A 19,890-nucleotide genomic window follows, 5' to 3' on the forward strand; every position below is an offset into this window, starting at 1 on the left:
AGTGCTGCTGTCATTAAATACCTCGACTTTTTACGAAACATAAATTGTTCTTCTGCAAGGCAGAGGAATGAGTCGCACCGTGCGGTACGGCGATTGACGCCAACGCAGCTGAAGACAATTTAGACAAGTAATAAAGTCGACTTATTTGATGACAGTAGCACTAGGCTCCGTTAGCTACCGCCTTCAAAGCCTCAAACTCCGATTCGAAAACACCACCCATTTTTTCAAGCTCATCCCAATTGTACCAGGAACCGGAGAGCTGAATTCCATTAACAGAAACATCGGTAACAACTACCATGAAAGGTTTGTGATTGATTACTATGTATGCTGTCTTGTTAAGCCCAAGAGGCGCAATAAAAATATGCCCTGTATCTATCAGGTAGTTAATCTGCTCCAATGTTAGATTTTTGGTAAGTGGCATTGTTCTAAGCATGAGACAACTCCAATAAAATAGTCAGACAACAAAATCCTTTAATCCTATTCTAAAGTTCAATAGATTTATTATCAATAAAATGAATATGAAAAATTGCTAAACTCATTTATTATTTGAGTAATCTCTCTCACCAAATATACCGGTACCGACCCTGACAAAGGTTGCACCTTCCTCAATTGCCACTTCATAGTCTCCTGTCATTCCCATTGAAAGAGTATCCAGCTGAGTGCCTTCAATATTCTCTTCCTTAAGTAACCCCAGAAGCTCACGCAGTCCTCTGAAATAGACTCTGTTGGTCTCAGGATCATCTGTATACGGAGCTATAGTCATAAGTCCTCTTACACGTACGTGAGGGAATTTTGCAATTGTTCTCACAAATTCCGGTGTTTCCTCCGGTGTAAGTCCAAACTTCGTATCCTCACCTGCCATATTGACTTCACAAAGTACGTCCATGACAATATCATTTTTTTCAGCCTGTTTCTCAATTTCTTCTGCAAGACTGATCTTGTCAACCGAGTGGATCATATCAACCTTGCCGGGAAGATACTTAACCTTATTCGTCTGAAGATGACCGATCATATGCCAGTGAAGAGGCTCCTTTATCTCCTCAGTCTTATCGCGGATCTCCTGTACTTTGTTTTCACCATAAACAGTGATTCCACATTCCATACACTCTCTGATATCTGAGACAGGCTTTGTCTTACTTACCGCAATTAGAGTAACACTGTTTCTATCCCTGCCAGCTCTGTCACAGGCAGCCTGTATATTCTTTTCAACTATCTGCAGATTTTCTTTTATTGACATTTTTTCTCCTCCAAAACATTTTCTACCGGTATTCTCATGTATTACTTACTTTGCATTCAAAAACGCAAAGGGATCATCATCATAAAGAAAATGCTGAAGCTGATATGCTGCAAGAATTGCCACATGCTCTTCCTTAAGTATTCTTCTTACTTCATCCCTGTCAGCTATAACGACCTGGATTTCCTCGCTGTCTTCCTGATATTTATCTGTTATTTTTCCATCGGCATATCCAAATACCATAGCAACAGATTCATCAGTCATTCCCACTGATGAAAAACGGGGAAGTTCATACATTGAATCCACCGTAATAGGATGAAAAGTAAGGCCTGTTTCTTCATGGAGCTCCCTGACTGCTGCCTCCCTGTAATCCTCTCCGGGTTCACAAAGTCCTGCAGGGAATTCATAGATATAAGTATTTATCGGATAACGGTATTGCCTTACCAAAACCACCTTATCTTTATTCTCACCGCAAAGAGCATAGATTGAAACACCATCGGCTATGTTCTTCCCGGTGGTTATCATCAGATTATCCTTTGTCTTTGACCTTGATGCTACAAAATAATTAGAATGATGTCCCTTTTTATTCTCACCTTCAACATGAAAAAGATTAACAAATTTGTTCTCTGTGAGCTGTTCTACTGAATTAATGGTTGCCATATTTTACCTTCCTTATTCCTGCAAAAGTCCCTGCGATCAGGTTCTTTCTTTTTGGTGCCATGGTTGGATCTGCCATCGCGTTAGCTATTGACACAGAAAAAGCAACCATCGCAAGACCTATCCCCAAAAGGACTGAATTCCCAAACAACAATATTAAATTTGTCATAATAATCGCCTCTTAACGCTACTTATTTAGTTCGAATATAGATAACACAAATACCAAAAGACATACATAAGCGAAACCTAACCCTAAACAAGTTTTCAAAATAGCCTAATCGCCATTATACATTGATATAAATGCCACATCAACAATCGAAATAAATAATTCTCACGCATATACTACCTGTTGTATAATTACTCTATGGATACGAAAAAGAGCGAAATCAGAACTAAAAACATAATTAATACTTCCATTATCGGTATTGTTGTTAACATTTGTCTGGTCATCCTCAAATCCATTTTCGGGATGATAGCCGGATCTATTGCCATGCTTCTCGATGCCTTAAATAATCTGACAGATGTAACCAGTTCTGTTGTTACGATAATAGGTCTTAATTGGTCTAAAAAACAGCCTGATGAAGAACATCCCATGGGTCATGGACGAATAGAATATATAAGCGCGATCATAGTCTCAATTATCATCATCTATGCAGGAGCATCCGCCGGACTTGAGTCAATTAATAAAATCTTCAATCCCATGAACCCCGACTATAGAGGTTACACCATTATAATAGTAATTATTTCCATAATTACCAAATGTATCCTTGGAAGCTTTGTAAAAAAACGTGGAGAATTGAATAAATCGCCTGCTCTTATTGCTTCCGGCCAGGATGCAATAAACGATTGTTTTGTCTCTGTAGCGGTTCTCATATCTGCCCTCCTTTCAGTTTTTGCAGATATTCATATTGATGCTTTTATTGGTCTTCTTATATCACTTTGGATCATGAAATCCGGTTTTGAACTCTTCCTCGAAGACCTTAAGGACCTCCTTGGAAGACGTGCAGACAGAACCCTTGCAAAACAAATAAAAAGCTATATCAACAGTTTTGATGAAGTTGAGGATGTACATGACCTTGTGCTCCACAATTACGGACCTGACCGTTTTATTGGTTCAGTTGTAATTGATGTGGATGAAAATATGACCGCTACCAATATATACACACTATCCCACTATATTAAGGATGATGTTCTGGATGCTTACAATGTCATATTAAGTGCCATCGGAATTTGCGTGGTAAGTAGTACCACCAAGGATATGCGTGAGGAAATAATCAGAAGACTGGAGCATATAGACGGAATCCTCCAGGTACACGGAATTCACATTGATAATGAAAAGCACCTTATAGACCTTGATATTATTATCAGCTTTGACGATCCCTATCCGGATGCAACTCTTGACCACGCTTATATGCATATGGCTGAGAGCTTTCCTGAATATACAATAGACATTCACTCTGACAGGGATATATAAGTAAACACCATTTAGTTCGTAAAACTCCTTACATAATTCTGTTAAGAAAAAACAACGCCCAAATTGATGCTTATCATGCACCAGATTGGGCGTTTTTATAACCTGAGATGACCAATTAACTGACAAGTCCTTGTATCAATATTATGAGAATCAGTATCGGTAACACGAACTTAAAATAACTCTTGTATATAGCAGGCATCGTTTTTCCGCTTCCCGTATTTGTTTCCTCCAGATATTTGTCAAATCCCCATCCATATTTAGAAGTGCAGAATAATGTGAAGATAAGCGAGCCTAGAGGAAGAAGTATATTACTTACGATAAAATCTTCTGAATCAAGCACATCTCTGGCACCGATTATATGCAGATCACTCCACACATTATACCCAAGTACACAAGGAAAGCTTGCAATCAGAATGAAAGCTCCGTTTATAAGTATCGACTTTCCTCTGCTTAATCCAAAGCTGTCTGAAATGAATGCCACAAGATTCTCAAACACTGCAATAACCGTTGAGAAACTTGCAAATGTCATAAATATAAAAAATAATGTTCCCCATATTCTTCCCATGTTCATATTCATAAACACTTTAGGAAGTGTAATAAAAATAAGTGAAGGTCCCTGACTGGTTTCAACATTATAGCTAAAGCATGCAGGGAAAATGATTAGTCCTGAAATAATAGCAACAAAGGTATCAAGAGCACATATTCTTATAGCTTCTCCTGTGAGAGTATGCTCCTTTGACATATAACTTCCGAATATCTCAATAGCACCGATACCAAGGCTTAGCGTAAAGAATGCCTGATTCATCGCTGCGCTTATAACTTTGCCTAATCCCACATCCATCGCTCTTTTCCAGTCCGGGAGAAGATAGAATTTCACGCCCTCTGCAGCGCCGCTAAGAGTCAATGAATGTATCGCAAGAATGATTATCAAAGCCAAAAGCCCTGACATCATAATCTTATTCACTCTCTCAAGTCCATCAACAATTCCAAGACTAAGTACAGCAAATCCAAGAATCACCGTAAGAATCATAAATATGCCCATCTCTACCGGATCCGATATCATTTCCGCAAAAACATCGCCAACGCTTTCAGTATCAATTTTTGAAAAACTTCCGGAAGCAAACTTATAGAAATAGTCTACCATCCATCCGGATACCGTTGTGTAATACATCATCAGAAGATAACAGCCTATCATACTAAACCACCCATGAATATGCCAAGGCTGTCCCTTTTTCTCAAGCTTCTGATACCCCCTTACCACTGATTTACCACTGGCACGTCCAATTGCCAGCTCCATGGTCATTACCGGTATTCCCATAATAATAAGAAATATCAGATAAAATACTACAAAAATCCCACCGCCGTTTGCACCTGTTACATATGGAAACTTCCATACATTTCCTATTCCGATAGCGCAACCGGCACTTACCATAATAAAGCCAAGTCTTGAAGCAAAGCTCCCCCTCTCATTACTCATAAACTTTTTCCTTTCACTATTTAACCTTAATATATATATGATATTTTATCATATTTAAATCACAATTTTTCCCGGATAATTGAAGATTCTTCGCTGATTTTTTATGATGATTGGGGCAAAAACAGAATTAGCAAGCAAGAATCCTGACTCAAAAAATTATTTTCAATGTATAATAAGACATGTAGTTTTCTTTGCTACACCTACAATAAAAAATATCAAAAGGACTATTATGAATTTCGATAAAGATTGGGAAGAGACTGAAATTCAATTATCAGAAAATGAATTCACACACAGGCAGCAAAACGATGAATACATGTTCTATCAGTATGTTGCCAGTGGCAATACCGAAGCTGTTCAGGACAATATAGCTCACCACCGCTTTCTTGATTCCAGCGGAACAGGTACTCTGTCCAGAGATCCCCTGCAAAATTTAAAATACCATTTTGTAGTCAGCGTAGCTCTGATAACACGTATCTGTACAGAAAAAGGCATGGAGATGGAGCGCGCTTTCAGACTGAGTGATTTCTATATTCAAAAGCTTGATGATATAAAAACAATTGATTCTCTGTCTGACCTTCATTCAACAATGGTAATGGATTACACTCTCAGAATGCAGAATTTAAGGCAAAATGCAAATCTGTCCCGCACTACTAATGAGTGCCTTAATTACATATACTCCAATGTAAATGATCGCATAACAATCGAAGATCTGGCAGAATACACCCAAAACTCCACAAGCCATATATCCAGATTATTTAAAGATGAACTGGGTATTTCTCCAAGCGATTACATAAGAAACGTCAAACTGGACAAAGCTAAAAATCTTCTTAGATTCAGCGACTACTCAATAATTGATATTGCTAACTATCTTTCTTTTTCGTCACAGAGTCATTTCAGTAAGCTCTTTTTTGAAGATACAGGAATGACACCAAAAAAATATCGAGAAACCTATTACGGTACTACATGGAACAATCTTCATTAATAGTTTCCGCTAAGCCCGGTAAAAGATAGCTAAAAGCTCTGTAAAAAAGGCTGTGAAAAACACTCCATTTTCACAGCCTCAAAATTATAGTTTTACGGTAAGTACATTCAGTCCAAGGACGTTTTGATAATTAATTTCCTTTGCCAGTTTATAGATCATTCTTATGCCTATGTTCCTGGTAATGTCATCAGGATCAATAATGTCATTTCTTGTGGCAGGATCGAAAGCGATACAGTCATCCTTTATCCTAAGAATCATCTCATCATTTTTATAAATCGCTCTGATATCAACAGAATGCTTTTTCTTGTCTTTGGTAAAACCATGCTCAACAATATTGCCCGCCATTTCCTCCATAGATAGCCCTGCCAGGCTGGCTCTTCTATGATCAAAGCCTCTTTCTTCATAAAAACTCTGAATCTTCGCTGCTACATTCGTGACATCTTCCATTGAATTGACACTCACATTTACTACATCTTCATCTGCCACTCCGAATTCTACAGGGATAACCATTAACTCATCCATATTTTGTGGCAAATGCTTAACCCTGATAATAGAATATGCCAGTATTATAATGATACTCACTACCCCATTTAATACATTGGCTACATATATTGCATTCATTCCAAGAGGTCTAATTAAAATGGCAGAAAATACTGCTACACTTATAAGCCCATCAAAAGCTGATATCAGGTTTATAAGAACATTTTTCCCTGATGCCTGTGCATAACATGTAAAATGCATGCAGATAACTGTAAGCGGCATACATATAGGAAGAATCCTAAATCCCCACACTGTCATCATATAAACCGGCATAGAAGGATCTTTGTAAAAAATCCCGGTAAACGGAACACTAAGGATGATAACGAATAATGATATCAGACATTGCATTGGAAAATATCGTTTAAACATGCCCTGCATTACATTTGTAAGTGTTTTTCTATCCTCTTCACCAATTCCAATACTTATAAGCAGCCTGGATACAGCTGCCATTCCTCCGGGAACTGCCCAGAAGAATTGCATCAGATTATTAGCAGTAGCAAATGCAGATATACCAGCGCTCCCAATATAAGCAATTATAAGACCATTAACAATTATGCCTCTGAATGACTGATATATATATGCCAGAGCTCCCGGAAAGCCTTTAGCTATAATCTCTTTTACTTCATTGAACTGCATACTTCTAAAGCTAAAAGCTATGTAGGATTTGCCACTTATAAAATATAACGATTCCACCAGACAAAATACCCACATTCCAAGTGAAGATGCCAATGAAAGACCAAATGCCTGCATCTTTAAAACCTGCACGATAAGATAATTAAAAATGTAATTTGAAATTATAAATGCGACAGTCGCTATGATAGATAATTTCTGCCTGTTTTCAATGGATAAAAATACTGTAAGCTGATTTCCTATAATGAATGGAATTATACCAATAGCCTGTCCGATTATATACTGATTGAATAAGTGCCTTACAGTCTCATCATTTGTAAAAACGATTGTCAGATTGGACAAGACCATAAAAACAAGAATCAGTATAGTAATTACTGATAGTGCCATAGACAAAACAATGTCAACCGAAAAAGCTCCTCTGACTTTATCTTTGTCATTCTGTCCAATATATTTACCACATACAATTGCTGCGCCACCAACAAAGATTGTACTAAAAGCTGAAATCAGCATATTGACCGGACCATATAGACCAACGGCACTCATGGCATCAACTCCGACAAAATTAGTTGCAAAATAACTGGAAATTATCCCGTTGACTGACCCTACCGCTACAAAGAGAATCTGTATTGGCAATAATTTGAGCATTAAGCCGGCGATAGTTTTATAATTTCCATTCTGTCTATCCATATAAGCCCCTTTCGAAATTTACTAAATTGTAAACTAACCAAAAAGAACGATTTTTACGAAACTATCCTGTAGGATATTCAGATTAATTTTATCATATAAAAAATAATCATCTACGTTTTTCAGTATTATTTTATTAAAGCTTTAGATTTATCTGAAGTAGTTATAATTGTCTTCTTGCGTAGAAAAAATGAAAATCCCCCGCTGTTATAAGCGAGGGATTATGGATAAAACTTATAAGGGGATAGTTTTATTTGCGCACAAATGTTACATTTTTAAGTCCTGCTTTTTTAAAGAGCTTCACTATCTTTTCATATTCTTTATCACTCTTGGCATGTATGATAACCTTGAAGTCTTTATTAAGCTTGCAGCCCTTAAAAGCTGATTTGTAAATCTTCTTTAATTTATTACCTTTAACAGTTATCTTCTTAAGATTGTCGCATCCTGAGAATGCTTCCTTACTTATGGTAGTGATGTTCTTTCCAAGTGTAACGTTCTTAAGAGTCTTATTATTGCTGAAAGCACCCTCCGCTACCTTTGTTACTTTTACCTTGGTTCCGTCAACAACTACACTGGTTGGTATTGAATAAGTCTTTTTGAGATACCCCATATAGTTCATTCTAAAGCTTGCAGATTTCTTCCCGATAATTTCGTAAACGTTGTTTTCTGTAGCCTTTATTTCACCCTTTTCAGCTTTGCCGTTGTTGTTTATATTTGTCTCAATCAAAACCGGGCCGAAACGCATTTTCGGATCTACCTTCTCAATAAGTATTGGATTCTGTTCTGGGCTAAGTGCTCCGGAGCCTGGTGCAGTGTTGCTGCTGCCTGTCTGGGTTCCTGTATTGTTCTGCGAAGGAGTAACCACTGGTCCGGGAACCTGAGTACCTGTATTTTGCGCAGGTGTCTGTGAATCTGTGCCTGCATTTGAAGAAGGTGTCTGTGAAGGTGTTTCTGAAGGTTCATCTGTATTACCTGATCCGCCTTCGGGATTTTGAGCAGGTTCATCTGAAGGGTTCTCTGCAGGAGTCTCCTTTGGATCTTCAGTAGAAGGTTCATCTGTACTGCCGGATGGCTCTGTACCCGGTTCTTCAGCAGGCTCAGTAGAAGGATCTTTTGCAGGATCCGTTGTAGGATCTTCAATTTCTCCGCTGTTTATTTTGTCATACTGCTCCTTTGTTATTTCAATAAGCTCTATATCATCGATGAAAATATCATGCTGCTTTGTGATTCTCTCACCGCCGACAGATCCCATAGTGATATTGAATCTCGTTTTAGTGTCAGTCTTATTGGTCATCTGGAAAGCATGAGAAAACTTCTGCCATTCATTACCTATCTCAACCTCTCCTGTGCCACTGTAGTTTGCCCAGGCTCCTTCAAACTCCTGGAGGCAATACTTAATCTTTCTTTCAATACTTGATTTAGCTCTGAAAGCTACATAGTAATACTTGCCTTCCTCTATCGTAAGTCCATCCTGATTAAGCTGTACATACCACTCATTTGAAGCATCATCAGCAACAGTATCATCGATTGTTATGGCAAAAGTATTATCATTCCCATTCATATTGTCTATAACATATTTTGCACTAACAGAGTCATAAACATATGGTGAAAATCCTGCAAGTCCGGCATCAAATGAACCGTTTTTAAGTAAAGCGCTCTCTGCCAAAAATACATCATCGAGATAATATGTTCCTGGCTTTGTAAATGAGAACTCTACATTTGACTCTTCTCTTTCAAGATTTTTGTCAACATTTATCACCTTGCTAAAGCTCTGCTTTTCACCTGTAAGAGAAGGAGTATACTCATCACCTACAACCTTTACCGTAAGTCCGTCTGCTTCTCCGCCTTTATGATAAGCACTAAAGCTGATTTCATACTGTCCTTTATTTAAAGGTGCAAGGTCAGACTGTGAAATAGCTACGGGATTAGCTTCTGAAGCGCCTTCCGGAACCTCAACCTTAACCATCAGCTCTCTCTTGTTTTTTACATTGGTTACGGAAATACTTGCTGCATCATCCTCATCATATTCCCAGTACCCAAGTCTCTTCTCTCCCTGGTCGAAAGAACCATTATAAACATAGTTTCCATCAGGACGTATTTCCTTTGTATTCTCGTCCTTTATTTCTTCTCCTGATACATGAACAAGTTTCACATTTTTGATTGTTACAGGTGCTGTAGAGTTTTGTTTTCCAAGATTGAATTCAAGAGCACTATTGGCATCTGTTTTTTCATTCATGGTGAAGTTTAATGAGTAATGTTCCTCCTGTGTTCCAATCCTGCATATAGTGTCATTCATATATCTTGTCCAGCCATGATCAGGACCTTCCACATCAACAACAATGTCACGTTCCTCAGTAGAGGCTGCATCAAAGGAAAGTTCATACTCCCATCCCTTGTAAACAGGTATTCCAGCCTGTTTTAACTGAACACTGTGATTCTGACCTCCGATCGCTGAAGGAATAATTGTAACAGCATTATCCTTTACTCCAGCTGTTGAACCTGCAGCGTCTGATTCCAGATGAAGCACCCAGTTATCTGTAGCTTCGCCTTCTGCAGACAGGTCATTATCAAAATTGCCATTTACTACATAATTACCTTCGCCATCAGCCTCTCTGTAGCTTACAGGTGCTTTTTCAGGGCGTTTTGCTTCATTCTCGCCCTTAGTATATTCACTCTCATCCTTCTGATACACTCTGACATAATCGATTGCATATTCCTGACTGTTAATGTTATCGAGGTCTTCTGCTCCCGGATATCCAACCCAGCTGCCACCGATTGCAAGATTCAGAATAATATAAAAATCCTGATCAAAGGGTGCAGGATATGTAAGCTGGTTAGCATCATCAGTTCCCGTATACCAGTCACTTGTCTCATAAACCTGTTCATCATCTACATACCAGGTGATTTTCCCGGGCTCCCAGTCAGCTCGAAATACATGGTAATCATCAGCAAAGCTGCTGCCTTCAAGTACCTTTGATCCTTGGTTTTCCTTGTGTCCTGAACCTGAACTGTAACCATAGTGAATTGTGTGATAGGACTTATTTGTAGCCTGTCCCATTACTTCCATGATGTCTATCTCACCGCATTTAGGCCACTGTCCATATAAACCTTCATCTGAAGCCATAAGCCAGAAAGCCGGAAGAAATCCCTTTCCTGTAGGAACCTTTGCTCTTGCTTCAAAACGTCCATAAGTAAAATCATGCTTGCCCTGGGTTGTTATTCTGCCTGAAGTATATTGATCACCTGATGCTCCCTGACTGCTGCCGCCACTTACTTTTCCACTTCCTGCGATAACTGCTTTACTTCCGCCATACCAGTTCCATGTAGTATCAAGAATACCGATTTCAACTGCTCTGTTCACATCGGATATTGCATCCATTGCAAATGTATAACTATGTCCTGCAGTCAGCTTAACTCCGTTTAAGGTAAGCTGAACATGCCAGTTCTCTGTGCCGGAATTTTCGATCCTAACAACATATTTGTCGCCAAGTTTCTCCATCGAAGCTGATGCCTGACCACCGATGCTGAAATTCCATTCCTTCGCAGGCTGACCGGAAGATACCTCATCATTACTAAGAAGATTCTCTCCTGTTTCATTATCTGTAAAAGAAAGATTTGATAATACTACTTCTGCTGCGGCTTTTGCTGCTTCCTCATCAACATCTCCGATAAGACCAAAATTGACCTGAATCAGTGCGTTATCAACATCAGTTTCAGCGCCGGAATAATTTACATCAGCTGTTATATGCTGTGGTTCTGCCTGCAGAACCTCTAAAGACTCCTCCCCTTCCTGTGCATCTGCTGCTATGTATTTAGGAAGAATATGAAGTGCGCCATCCCTCACCTCAATATTTCCCTCATCCAGTGCAGTATACCTTTGAAGCTCAGAGTTAACCCATCCTGGCTCATGCTGCTCAACATTCCAGTCAGCAGTATTTAATGAATCACCATCAAATTCGTCCTGCCATACCAGATTGTAGCCATCGCCAGATTCAGTCTCATTTGGAACATTTTCATTTTCCTCTGCATGAACTGAAAACGGTATGCCTGTGGCTGTGACAGATGCTGCCATTGCCAGTGCGAGCATTCTTCCCCATTCCTTTTTTCTCATGTCCTTCTCCTCCATAAATCTAAACTGTAATTTCATCCTAGTTTTTTTTAGAAAAAGGTTATATCAAATTTATGCTTTTTTTATAATTTTCTTTCTCTTCCGCTCATATTCGTTCTATTTCTATAACTTCTTGAAAGAGAACAATGAAAATCGTTCGGAATGCCAGGAAATTAAGAAACCCCTTTTACCGGAAGTTGTCCAGTAAAAGGGGTACATATCAAATACAATATGAGGAAAACAATGTTTTAATCATCTACTTCATATTCAATTATTGTTCCTGTAGCAACATCAATGTCATAATCAAACTTGCTTACACCTACGTAAAATTCTACCTCATAGATTTCTTTTCCATCATCAAGATCTTTTTCTATTATTACTTCCTCTGCCTCTTCCTTCGTATATCCGCAGTGTTTAAGAGCAATCTGAAGTGCCACATCATCAGATTCTATGGGTAATGTTATCTCCGGCTCATTCTCATCTTCTTTAACTGCAGCATCAGAGGAATCAGATTCTTTTGCTGTAGCATCAAGAGTATCCGTTTCTTTGGCTGTAGTTATTTCCGTCTTGCCTTCGGCTGTCTTCTGTTCAGTTCCGGCTGCAAGTACAGGAGCTGACATCATAAGTATCATTGCTGCAGACATTATAATCAGTGAAATATTTCTCTTCTTCATAATCGCCGATCCTTTCTTTTACGGTGAAAGGTTATATTATGTTTCGAATTAATGATAACACCGGAAAAGTAGCAATTCTATCGTGCATAAACATGAAATAAAGACGATATGATTGTTGATTTTTTAGTTTTCTCTTTTCAGAAATTTAATAACTTCCTGAATGCCTCTTTACACTCAGGAAGTTAATTATTCTTCAACCGATATTTAAACTTAATCACTAAAATCTCTGTCAAGATTTATATTGTATTCATACTGAGGATGCATTGCCTTCAGCTCTGAGATTACCTCTTCTCTTAGCTTTTGTCTGTCCTTCTCATTAAAAGAGACTACCATATCAAATACAACCCTGCCATTAACTTCATCCAGATAGAATCCATGAATCTGCTTAACATTTTCATGCTTTCCTATTATATTTCTTGCAATCTCATTCCTGAGTCTTCCTGCCTGTGAGCCTTCTGAATTTTGTGAATAAATACTTATTCCTTCGATTGTGACTCCATGCTTTACATACACCTCAGTGGCAATTTCACGCTGCAGCTGATCAAGTCTGTAAATAGTAATATTCTCAGGAACCTCAATATGAACTGAACCAATGTATCTGTCAGGTCCGTAATTATGCAGCAGCAAATCATATGCACCCTGAACCTCAGGAAAAGAGGCTATCGTCTTTTTAATCTCACTTGAAAGCTCCAGATCAACCCTCTCCCCAAGTATAAGTGAGAGATTATCTCTTAGCATTTCAAGACCTGCCTTGATAATGACCAGAGAAATTATCGCACCAAGATAAGCTTCAAGACTAACTCCGCTGAATATGAAAATTATGGCAGCCGCCAGAGTTGACGCCGATATAATAGAATCAAGTTTTGCATCCTCCCCGGAAGCTATAAGAGATTCTGAATTAACCTTTACTCCCACATTTTTCACGTAGGTTCCAAGCACGATCTTTACAACAATGGCAACAGCTACGATAACAAGTGAAGCCGTCTGGTATGAAGGAGTGAGCGGTTTAACAATCTTTTTTATTGATTCAACAAGAGATGTGATACCTGCATACAAAACGATAACCGATATTACAGCTGCACTTAGATACTCTATTCTTCCATATCCGAGAGGATGCTTTTTATCCGGCTCCTTACCGGCAAGCTTTGTGCCTATAATAGTGATCACCGATGACAAAGCATCACTTAAGTTGTTCACGGCGTCAAGTACTATCGCTATGGATCCTGATATGATTCCGACAAAAGCCTTGAATCCGGCAAGCAGAATATTCGCAACAATTCCAATTATACTGGTTCTTATTATCGTTTTATTTCTTTCCATGATGTAAACTCCTTATGAATTGATAATAGTATAAGTATATCATCATCATACTTTTCTGTCTTTAATTAGCAACTGATAATAAATGACAGACAATAAGCTATCCAGGCCTCTGATATAACATTGCTACTCATTGGACAAAATTAACTGATTATCCAGTAAACTTTGGATTTTTATATTCTTTTACAAGGTTACGGTACTATAATAATTATTATGAAAACTAATGAAATCATTAAAAGAATTGAGAATATAGACTTTGAATCAAGAATCCCTGACAAAAGCTCTGCTGTGATAATTCCACTCTTAGAAATATCAGGTGAGATCAACATTCTTTTTGAACAACGCTCCGGGAAGCTTTCTTTCCAACCGGGTGAAGTATGCTTTCCCGGTGGCAGAATTGAAAAGGGCGAATCCCCCAGAAAAGCTGCCATTAGAGAGATCTGCGAAGAGCTGTTACTTCCCATAGAAACATTTAATGAGACTGCTCATATTTCGGGTGCTCAAAAAGATGACCGTAAAACACCAGCTGTAACTTCAGAAGATCAGGGCTCAAGAATTCTTACAGAGCTTTCTCCTATCATTGGTCCAACAGGTGCTCTTATTTATCCTTTTGTAGCCTTACTTCAGAATTACAACATGACCTTTTCTACTGATGAAGTGCAAAAGGTTTTTACATACCCGATTTCATTTCTCAAGGATCATCCACCTGTCAGATACAAAATGCAAAGAAAAACCATTCCTCCCGAAAACTTCCCTTACAGGCAAGTTACAGGAGGAATGGATTATTACGATTGGCATATACAACATTATGATATGTGGATCTATGAGGATACCAGTCCCGTGATCTGGGGCTTTACGGGAAGGCTTCTCCATAGTTTTCTTGAGCTTTTATGATGCTTATTCTGTTGCAAGAATGTCATATTCTACAATCCCATTCTTACAGGAAAAGAGTTGTTCCTCAGTATTTTCATCATTTAAGATATTTATGTAGACATCCATGCCATATTTCTTATAAAGCCCTGCCATAGTACCGCACAGCTGTCTCATTTCTTCAATAATGTAGTCCCAGGTGGCTTTATATGTAGTATCATTAGCTGCAATTTTAATTATTGCATTGACTCCGGTGTACCAAAGATCAATTACCACCTTATCATCTTCTACTGTAAACTTATAATTTCCGTTAGCATCGCCATCCGCATTTTCCTTAATTAAGCTCTCTGTGAAATCTATGAGTTCATCACGGCTCATGGCTTCAAGTTCAGGCTTTACTTCAGGATAGGTTTCCTCTACCACTGCGCCTGCCTCAGGTTCAGTAGCACTAACCTTCATACTCCCATCCGTTGAGGCAGTGGCAGCATTAACCTGGCAGATCGGTGCAAAAACTAAAGACATTATCATAACAAGAGACACAATGGAAGTTATAAATCTATTTGTCCTTACCATAGAAAATTCCTCCAATCCTTGGGTCTAAGGAGTACTGCTTGCGCTGGATTCCATAGGTCAGCCCAATATGTTCATATTTGTTTTGGCACTATCTAATGAATACACATTAGTACATTCATTATAATTTGAATTTCTCAGGTAAAGCCATAAACTCTCTATTAAATGCTTACTCCAATGATTTTATAAATCACTAATCCGAGAGTTTTATGAAATAAATTTACAATTTTTACTTTAAAACTATTATTCCTCCACCAAGCACAACATCGCCATCATAAAGTACTGCCGACTGCCCGGGAGTTATAGCTCTTTGCGGTTCATCAAATAATATCTTTGCAGTGCCGCCTTCACTTTCAGGAAGTGTCACAGTTGCAGGCTGCTCTTTGTGTTTGTATCTAATTTTAGCGCTGCATCTTATGTCGCCCTTTGGCATTTCACCGGTTATCCAGTGGAAATCCTTAACAGTAACTTCCCGCTTGAAGAGATCCTCATTATCAGACAGAACTACTTTGTTATTATCTACATCAAGTTCAGTAACATAAAGTCTTCTGTCTGCAGGAACTCCAAGGCCACGTCTCTGACCTATTGTGTAATTAATTATACCGTCATGATGTCCGAGAACTTTACCGTTTTTATCTACTATATCCCCACCCGGATACTCTTTATTTCTGTATCTCTTTATCATTCCTGCATAGTCGCCATCAGGCACAAAGCATATATCCTGGGAATCGCTCTTATGCGAAGTTACAAATTCATTGTCCTCCGCTATTTTTCTTGCCTCAGTCTTTTTAAACTCGCCTAAGGGGAACATGGTATGTGAAAGCTGCTCTTCTGTAAGGTCGTACAATACATAACTTTGATCCTTGCTAAGATCAGTAGCCTTTTTCAGATAAAAGTGTCCGTCCTTTTCCTCAATTCTTGCGTAATGACCTGTCACGATGTAGTCACAGGAAAGCTCCTTGGCTTTCTTGTAAAGAATATCAAACTTAAGATATTTATTGCATCTGATGCAGGGATTTGGTGTCTCACCCTTTTCATAACTGCAGACAAAAGGCTCAATTACATTGTCTATGAATTCTCTTTCATAGTGGAAAATATGATAAGGTATACCTATTTTCTCCGTAACGGCTCTGGCATCATCGGTATCTTTTTTACTGCAGCAGGTTCCAAAAAGATCCTCGCCTATCATGTCATTTTCATATAATCGCATGGTACAGCCTATGCAGGAGAAGCCTCTCTTTGCCATAAGCTCTGCCGCAACACTGCTATCTACTCCGCCACTCATGGCAATAAGTGCTGTTTTTTCCATAAAATCCTCATTTCTAACTAAACCGCTCTATTTAAAATCACATAAAGCTAAAAAAGCAATATTCTTTTCTGCAATCAGATGAATTTCTGAACAGCCTTTTGAAATTCTTCAACCGCAGTAGTATCTCCATCTTCTATTGCATGAATAATACAATGAGTCATATGTTCATTGATTATTTCTTTTCCCAGGCTTTTAAGCGCTGAATTAACTGCAGAAAGCTGCATAAGAACATCCGCGCAATCTTCATCATTTTCAATCATCGTCTTAACATGGCCAAGATGTCCTATTGCTTTGCTTAATCTGTTTATCTGCTTCTTCTTTTCAGCAGGTGAATGATAATGGGAGTGATTATGCAATCCTCCCTCATGGTGTTCATGAACATGACCACTTTCATGTTCAATTATATCTTCCTGATTTTCCAAATCAGAATGTTCATGTTTATCTTTATTCATAGAATCCTCACGTGCGATCAATTGGCACTTTTATTATTTATAGCACAAAATAATCGCATTTGTTATATCAAATATTCTGAAATCTGAGAGGAAGTTCCAATCCATGAGCTTCCAAAAGTTCTTTATCCTTTAGTATAACATCTGTGCTGTCATCAGCAATAATTCTTCCGTCATGTAAAAGAATAACTCTCTCACAGGTATCCATAATAAAATCCAGATCGTGTGAAGCTATGATCTTAAGGCACTTAAGTTCATTTAAAATACCGATAAGATTCCTTCTGTTTCTTGGATCAAGGGCAATTGAAGGCTCATCCATCAGTATTATATCAGGCTCCATGGATAAAATCGTAGCTATTGCAGACAGCTTCTTCTCACCACCTGAAAGCTTATAGTTCTGTTTTTTCCTGAGATTCTCTATATGAACCTTACTGAGTGCCTCTGATACCCTAAGCTCTACTTCTTCCTCTGAGAATCCATAGTTTCTGGGGCCAAAGGCTACATCGTCCTCAACTGTTGACATAAAAAGCTGACTGTCTGAGTCCTGAAAAACATATCCTATGTGTTCCCTTATATGATTAAGATTTTTCCGGTTTACTTCATGCCCAGCGACTTTGAGTTTGCCATCATAATCCAGGTACAAGCCCACAAGAAGCTTAAGGAAAGTAGATTTTCCTATTCCATTCGCACCTATAAGACCTATGTTCTCCCCGTCTTTAGCATGAAAATCTATATCTATAAGTACCGGATGTCCCTTCTCATAAGAAAAATTCAGTCTTTCAATTGAAAGCAGTTCTCCGCTAATACCGGTGTGCATATCATATCCTCTTTTTTTATCAGCAATATCAAAACAATTTCACGAATCTGATAATCATAAATGCAATAATCCAAAAAGCAGTATACATTATATCAAATAGCTTTGTCTTTTGTTTTCCTGTATCAAAATCCCCCTTAAAGCCTCTTAGAAGCATGCTCTCATACACTACTCCTGCCCTGTCCATGCTTCTTATAAGCCACATTCCCACAAGAGTTCCCCATGCACTGTAATGAATGCCCTTCTGTTTGGGTGCCCTGAGCTTATACGCAGTTACTATTCTGTCTGCCTCCTCGCCCATTATATAAAAATATCTCTCGATCAGCAGTATGACTATTACAATTATTTTAGGCACATGAATGGCCCTCAGGGCATAACATATCTTTTCAATGGATGTTGTTGCTATCAGAATATAAGCTGCAAGAACAGCGTAAAAGCCTTTGAGCATAAGGGTGATCATGGAAATCACTCCCCTTGTAATGCCTATCTGGCCTATCCTAAGTACGATATCCCTGTCAAAGAACGGATTAAATATGCCAACTATCAATACCAGTGGCAGAATAAGTCTCATTCTATATAACCCGGTCCTGATTGATAGCTCTCCTAATACAAACCCGAAAATAGGATATAAAGACATCAGAATAAGTGGTGCCACCGCATATTTGTCAAATGACACCACCGTAAATATGTATAAAACGCTAATAAGCAGCTTCCCCAAAGGATGAAGTTCATTCATCCAATGGGAACGCTGCCATAATTCCTGAAACTTTTGAAACTCGTGTAACCTTTGTTCTATTGAATCCATTTAACCTCTTTACAGCTATCTGTAACGCTGCATTGTGAAGGTCTTTAAGTCAGGCGACCTTCTCACCTGAAGATTTCTTCCTGAAAAATCTGAAGGCATAGCATGCACCAACAAGCACAGCTACTACAACCAATGAACCTACGATTCCGGAGAAGCTTGTACCTACAGCAGCTTCACTGTTTTTAAATGCATAATCAGGTAAAAGTGATGTTGCAGTCTGGATACTGTCAGCCACTTCATAAGCGCCGCCTGAAGCCTCTAACTCTGTAGTTCCTGCAACTTTCTCCATTGACCATTCCAAACCATCCGGGAATGCAGAAGCAAAAAGTGAAACGATACCACCACAGATTGCAGCTACTACACCAAGTGTAACAATAGTATTTCTAAGAGAAAGCTTTGCTTCCTTCTTCTCCTCTGAAACTCCCCAGAGAAGTTCAGGTCTTGCTTCGTTTACAAAAATAAGAACTGCAGCTGTTATAAGACCTTCTACCGCACCGATAGCAAGATGTATGGGCTGCATAGTTGATACAAATACTGCAAAAGGAAGCTCTGTTATTCCTGAAATCAATGTCTCAAGTGTTACAGAAAATGCTCCAAGCTGCAGAGTGAGCACACATCCTAAAATCGAAGCCACAATAATTTTTACTCTTGATGCACCTTTTCTCATAATAGGCTTCCATATAAGAAGCGCTCCAATAAAGCACCCGTAGAACGCCATATTCCATATATTACACCCTAGCGCCAACAGCCCTCCGTCAGCAAACAACAGGCATTGAATCAAAAGAACTCCTATCATAGTAAGGAATCCCGCATAGGGTCCAAGAAGAGCTGAAAGCATCATTCCACCACAAAGATGGCCTGATGAGCCTGTCCCGGGAATTGTAAAGTTTAGCATCTGTGTAGCAAAAACAAAAGCTCCCATAACTCCCATCACAGGAATCTTCTTAGGATCGTTTTCCTCTCTTACCTGCTTAATTGAATAAGCTGCTGCTCCTGTTGATAAAACATACATTGTACCCGCAACAGCAGGTGATACTAAGGCATCCGCCATGTGCATAATAATCATCCTCCAGCAAATCATTGTACCAAATTATATTTAATATAGAAACCAATATCAATACCAAGGTTCCTAAATGTTAGTATATGTTGGCATTATTTATGTCACAAGCCCCCCAGGGGGTTATATGTGATACATTTATTCAGTTTTCTTTAATGAGAATTGGAAACTAAATGAATTTAGATATGCAATAAGGACATCTGATTATATAAATCATATTCTGAGCTATAATTATCATT

18 protein-coding genes are annotated in these 19,890 nt (G+C 38.6%); 3 read left to right on the forward strand and 15 right to left on the reverse strand.

The genetic code is table 11. From position 1 onward, the window contains the following. Positions 1 to 160: 160 nt before the first annotated feature. The 4 genes from G622_RS0106500 to G622_RS0106515 form a co-directional block, all read right to left on the reverse strand. Positions 161 to 433, reverse strand: coding sequence for a hypothetical protein (locus G622_RS0106500; RefSeq protein WP_026510026.1), 273 nt, complete (start codon positions 431 to 433; stop codon positions 161 to 163). 102 nt (positions 434 to 535) lie between these two features. Beyond that, positions 536 to 1,237, reverse strand: a complete 702-nt coding sequence (locus G622_RS0106505) for a YggS family pyridoxal phosphate-dependent enzyme (RefSeq protein ID WP_026510027.1) — start codon at positions 1,235 to 1,237, stop codon at positions 536 to 538. A 45-nt stretch (positions 1,238 to 1,282) separates the two neighbouring features. After that, positions 1,283 to 1,894 carry an NUDIX hydrolase gene (locus G622_RS0106510; RefSeq protein WP_026510028.1) on the reverse strand — a complete coding sequence of 204 codons (612 nt, stop codon included), beginning with the start codon at positions 1,892 to 1,894 and terminating at the stop codon, positions 1,283 to 1,285. Continuing rightward, on the reverse strand, positions 1,881 to 2,060 hold the full coding sequence (locus G622_RS0106515) for a hypothetical protein (RefSeq protein ID WP_026510029.1): 180 nt from the start codon (positions 2,058 to 2,060) through the stop codon (positions 1,881 to 1,883). Before G622_RS0106515 ends, G622_RS0106510 begins: the two co-directional genes overlap by 14 nt. A 195-nt stretch (positions 2,061 to 2,255) precedes the next feature. On the opposite strand from G622_RS0106515, the gene G622_RS0106520 reads away from it, so the two are divergent. After that, complete coding sequence (locus G622_RS0106520; protein WP_026510030.1) at positions 2,256 to 3,365, forward strand: cation diffusion facilitator family transporter; 1,110 nt, start codon at positions 2,256 to 2,258, stop codon at positions 3,363 to 3,365. Positions 3,366 to 3,480: 115 nt separating this feature from the next. On the opposite strand, the gene G622_RS0106525 is transcribed toward G622_RS0106520, so the two are convergent. Continuing rightward, on the reverse strand, positions 3,481 to 4,842 hold the full coding sequence (locus G622_RS0106525) for a sodium-dependent transporter (protein WP_026510031.1): 1,362 nt from the start codon (positions 4,840 to 4,842) through the stop codon (positions 3,481 to 3,483). Between the two features lie 229 nt (positions 4,843 to 5,071). Between G622_RS0106525 and G622_RS0106530 the strand changes: the two genes are divergently transcribed. Next, the gene (locus tag G622_RS0106530) at positions 5,072 to 5,824 is read left to right on the forward strand and encodes a helix-turn-helix domain-containing protein (protein WP_026510032.1); all 753 of its coding nucleotides are present in this window, start codon (positions 5,072 to 5,074) and stop codon (positions 5,822 to 5,824) included. A gap of 84 nt (positions 5,825 to 5,908) precedes the next feature. On the opposite strand, the gene G622_RS0106535 is transcribed toward G622_RS0106530, so the two are convergent. From G622_RS0106535 to G622_RS0106550, 4 genes are all read right to left on the reverse strand, one after another. Next, positions 5,909 to 7,681, reverse strand: a complete 1,773-nt coding sequence (locus tag G622_RS0106535; protein ID WP_026510033.1) for an MATE family efflux transporter — start codon at positions 7,679 to 7,681, stop codon at positions 5,909 to 5,911. A 247-nt stretch (positions 7,682 to 7,928) separates the two neighbouring features. Next, the gene (locus tag G622_RS24445) at positions 7,929 to 11,789 is read right to left on the reverse strand and encodes a carbohydrate binding domain-containing protein (protein ID WP_049945724.1); all 3,861 of its coding nucleotides are present in this window, start codon (positions 11,787 to 11,789) and stop codon (positions 7,929 to 7,931) included. Between the two features lie 245 nt (positions 11,790 to 12,034). Beyond that, positions 12,035 to 12,460 carry a PepSY domain-containing protein gene (locus G622_RS24450; RefSeq protein WP_026510034.1) on the reverse strand — a complete coding sequence of 142 codons (426 nt, stop codon included), beginning with the start codon at positions 12,458 to 12,460 and terminating at the stop codon, positions 12,035 to 12,037. 210 nt (positions 12,461 to 12,670) lie between these two features. Continuing rightward, on the reverse strand, positions 12,671 to 13,780 hold the full coding sequence (locus tag G622_RS0106550; RefSeq protein ID WP_026510035.1) for a cation diffusion facilitator family transporter: 1,110 nt from the start codon (positions 13,778 to 13,780) through the stop codon (positions 12,671 to 12,673). 210 nt (positions 13,781 to 13,990) lie between these two features. On the opposite strand from G622_RS0106550, the gene G622_RS0106555 reads away from it, so the two are divergent. Next, positions 13,991 to 14,671, forward strand: a complete 681-nt coding sequence (locus G622_RS0106555) for an NUDIX hydrolase (protein WP_026510036.1) — start codon at positions 13,991 to 13,993, stop codon at positions 14,669 to 14,671. Between the two features lie 3 nt (positions 14,672 to 14,674). Here the strand turns inward: G622_RS0106555 and G622_RS0106560 are convergent, their stop codons facing one another. The 6 genes from G622_RS0106560 to G622_RS0106585 form a co-directional block, all read right to left on the reverse strand. Then, on the reverse strand, positions 14,675 to 15,220 hold the full coding sequence (locus G622_RS0106560; protein WP_026510037.1) for a hypothetical protein: 546 nt from the start codon (positions 15,218 to 15,220) through the stop codon (positions 14,675 to 14,677). Between the two features lie 226 nt (positions 15,221 to 15,446). Further along, complete coding sequence (gene mnmA / locus G622_RS0106565; protein ID WP_026510038.1) at positions 15,447 to 16,526, reverse strand: tRNA 2-thiouridine(34) synthase MnmA; 1,080 nt, start codon at positions 16,524 to 16,526, stop codon at positions 15,447 to 15,449. A gap of 74 nt (positions 16,527 to 16,600) precedes the next feature. Continuing rightward, the gene (locus G622_RS0106570; protein WP_044914846.1) at positions 16,601 to 16,978 is read right to left on the reverse strand and encodes a metal-sensitive transcriptional regulator; all 378 of its coding nucleotides are present in this window, start codon (positions 16,976 to 16,978) and stop codon (positions 16,601 to 16,603) included. Between the two features lie 67 nt (positions 16,979 to 17,045). Continuing rightward, positions 17,046 to 17,792, reverse strand: a complete 747-nt coding sequence (locus tag G622_RS0106575) for an energy-coupling factor ABC transporter ATP-binding protein (protein WP_044957241.1) — start codon at positions 17,790 to 17,792, stop codon at positions 17,046 to 17,048. Between the two features lie 28 nt (positions 17,793 to 17,820). Continuing rightward, on the reverse strand, positions 17,821 to 18,594 hold the full coding sequence (gene cbiQ / locus G622_RS0106580; protein WP_026510041.1) for a cobalt ECF transporter T component CbiQ: 774 nt from the start codon (positions 18,592 to 18,594) through the stop codon (positions 17,821 to 17,823). A gap of 49 nt (positions 18,595 to 18,643) precedes the next feature. Further along, on the reverse strand, positions 18,644 to 19,651 hold the full coding sequence (locus G622_RS0106585) for an energy-coupling factor ABC transporter permease (RefSeq protein ID WP_026510042.1): 1,008 nt from the start codon (positions 19,649 to 19,651) through the stop codon (positions 18,644 to 18,646). Positions 19,652 to 19,890: the final 239 nt, after the last annotated feature.

This window comes from Butyrivibrio sp. LC3010, assembly GCF_000424385.1.
Taxonomy (GTDB): domain Bacteria; phylum Bacillota; class Clostridia; order Lachnospirales; family Lachnospiraceae; genus Butyrivibrio.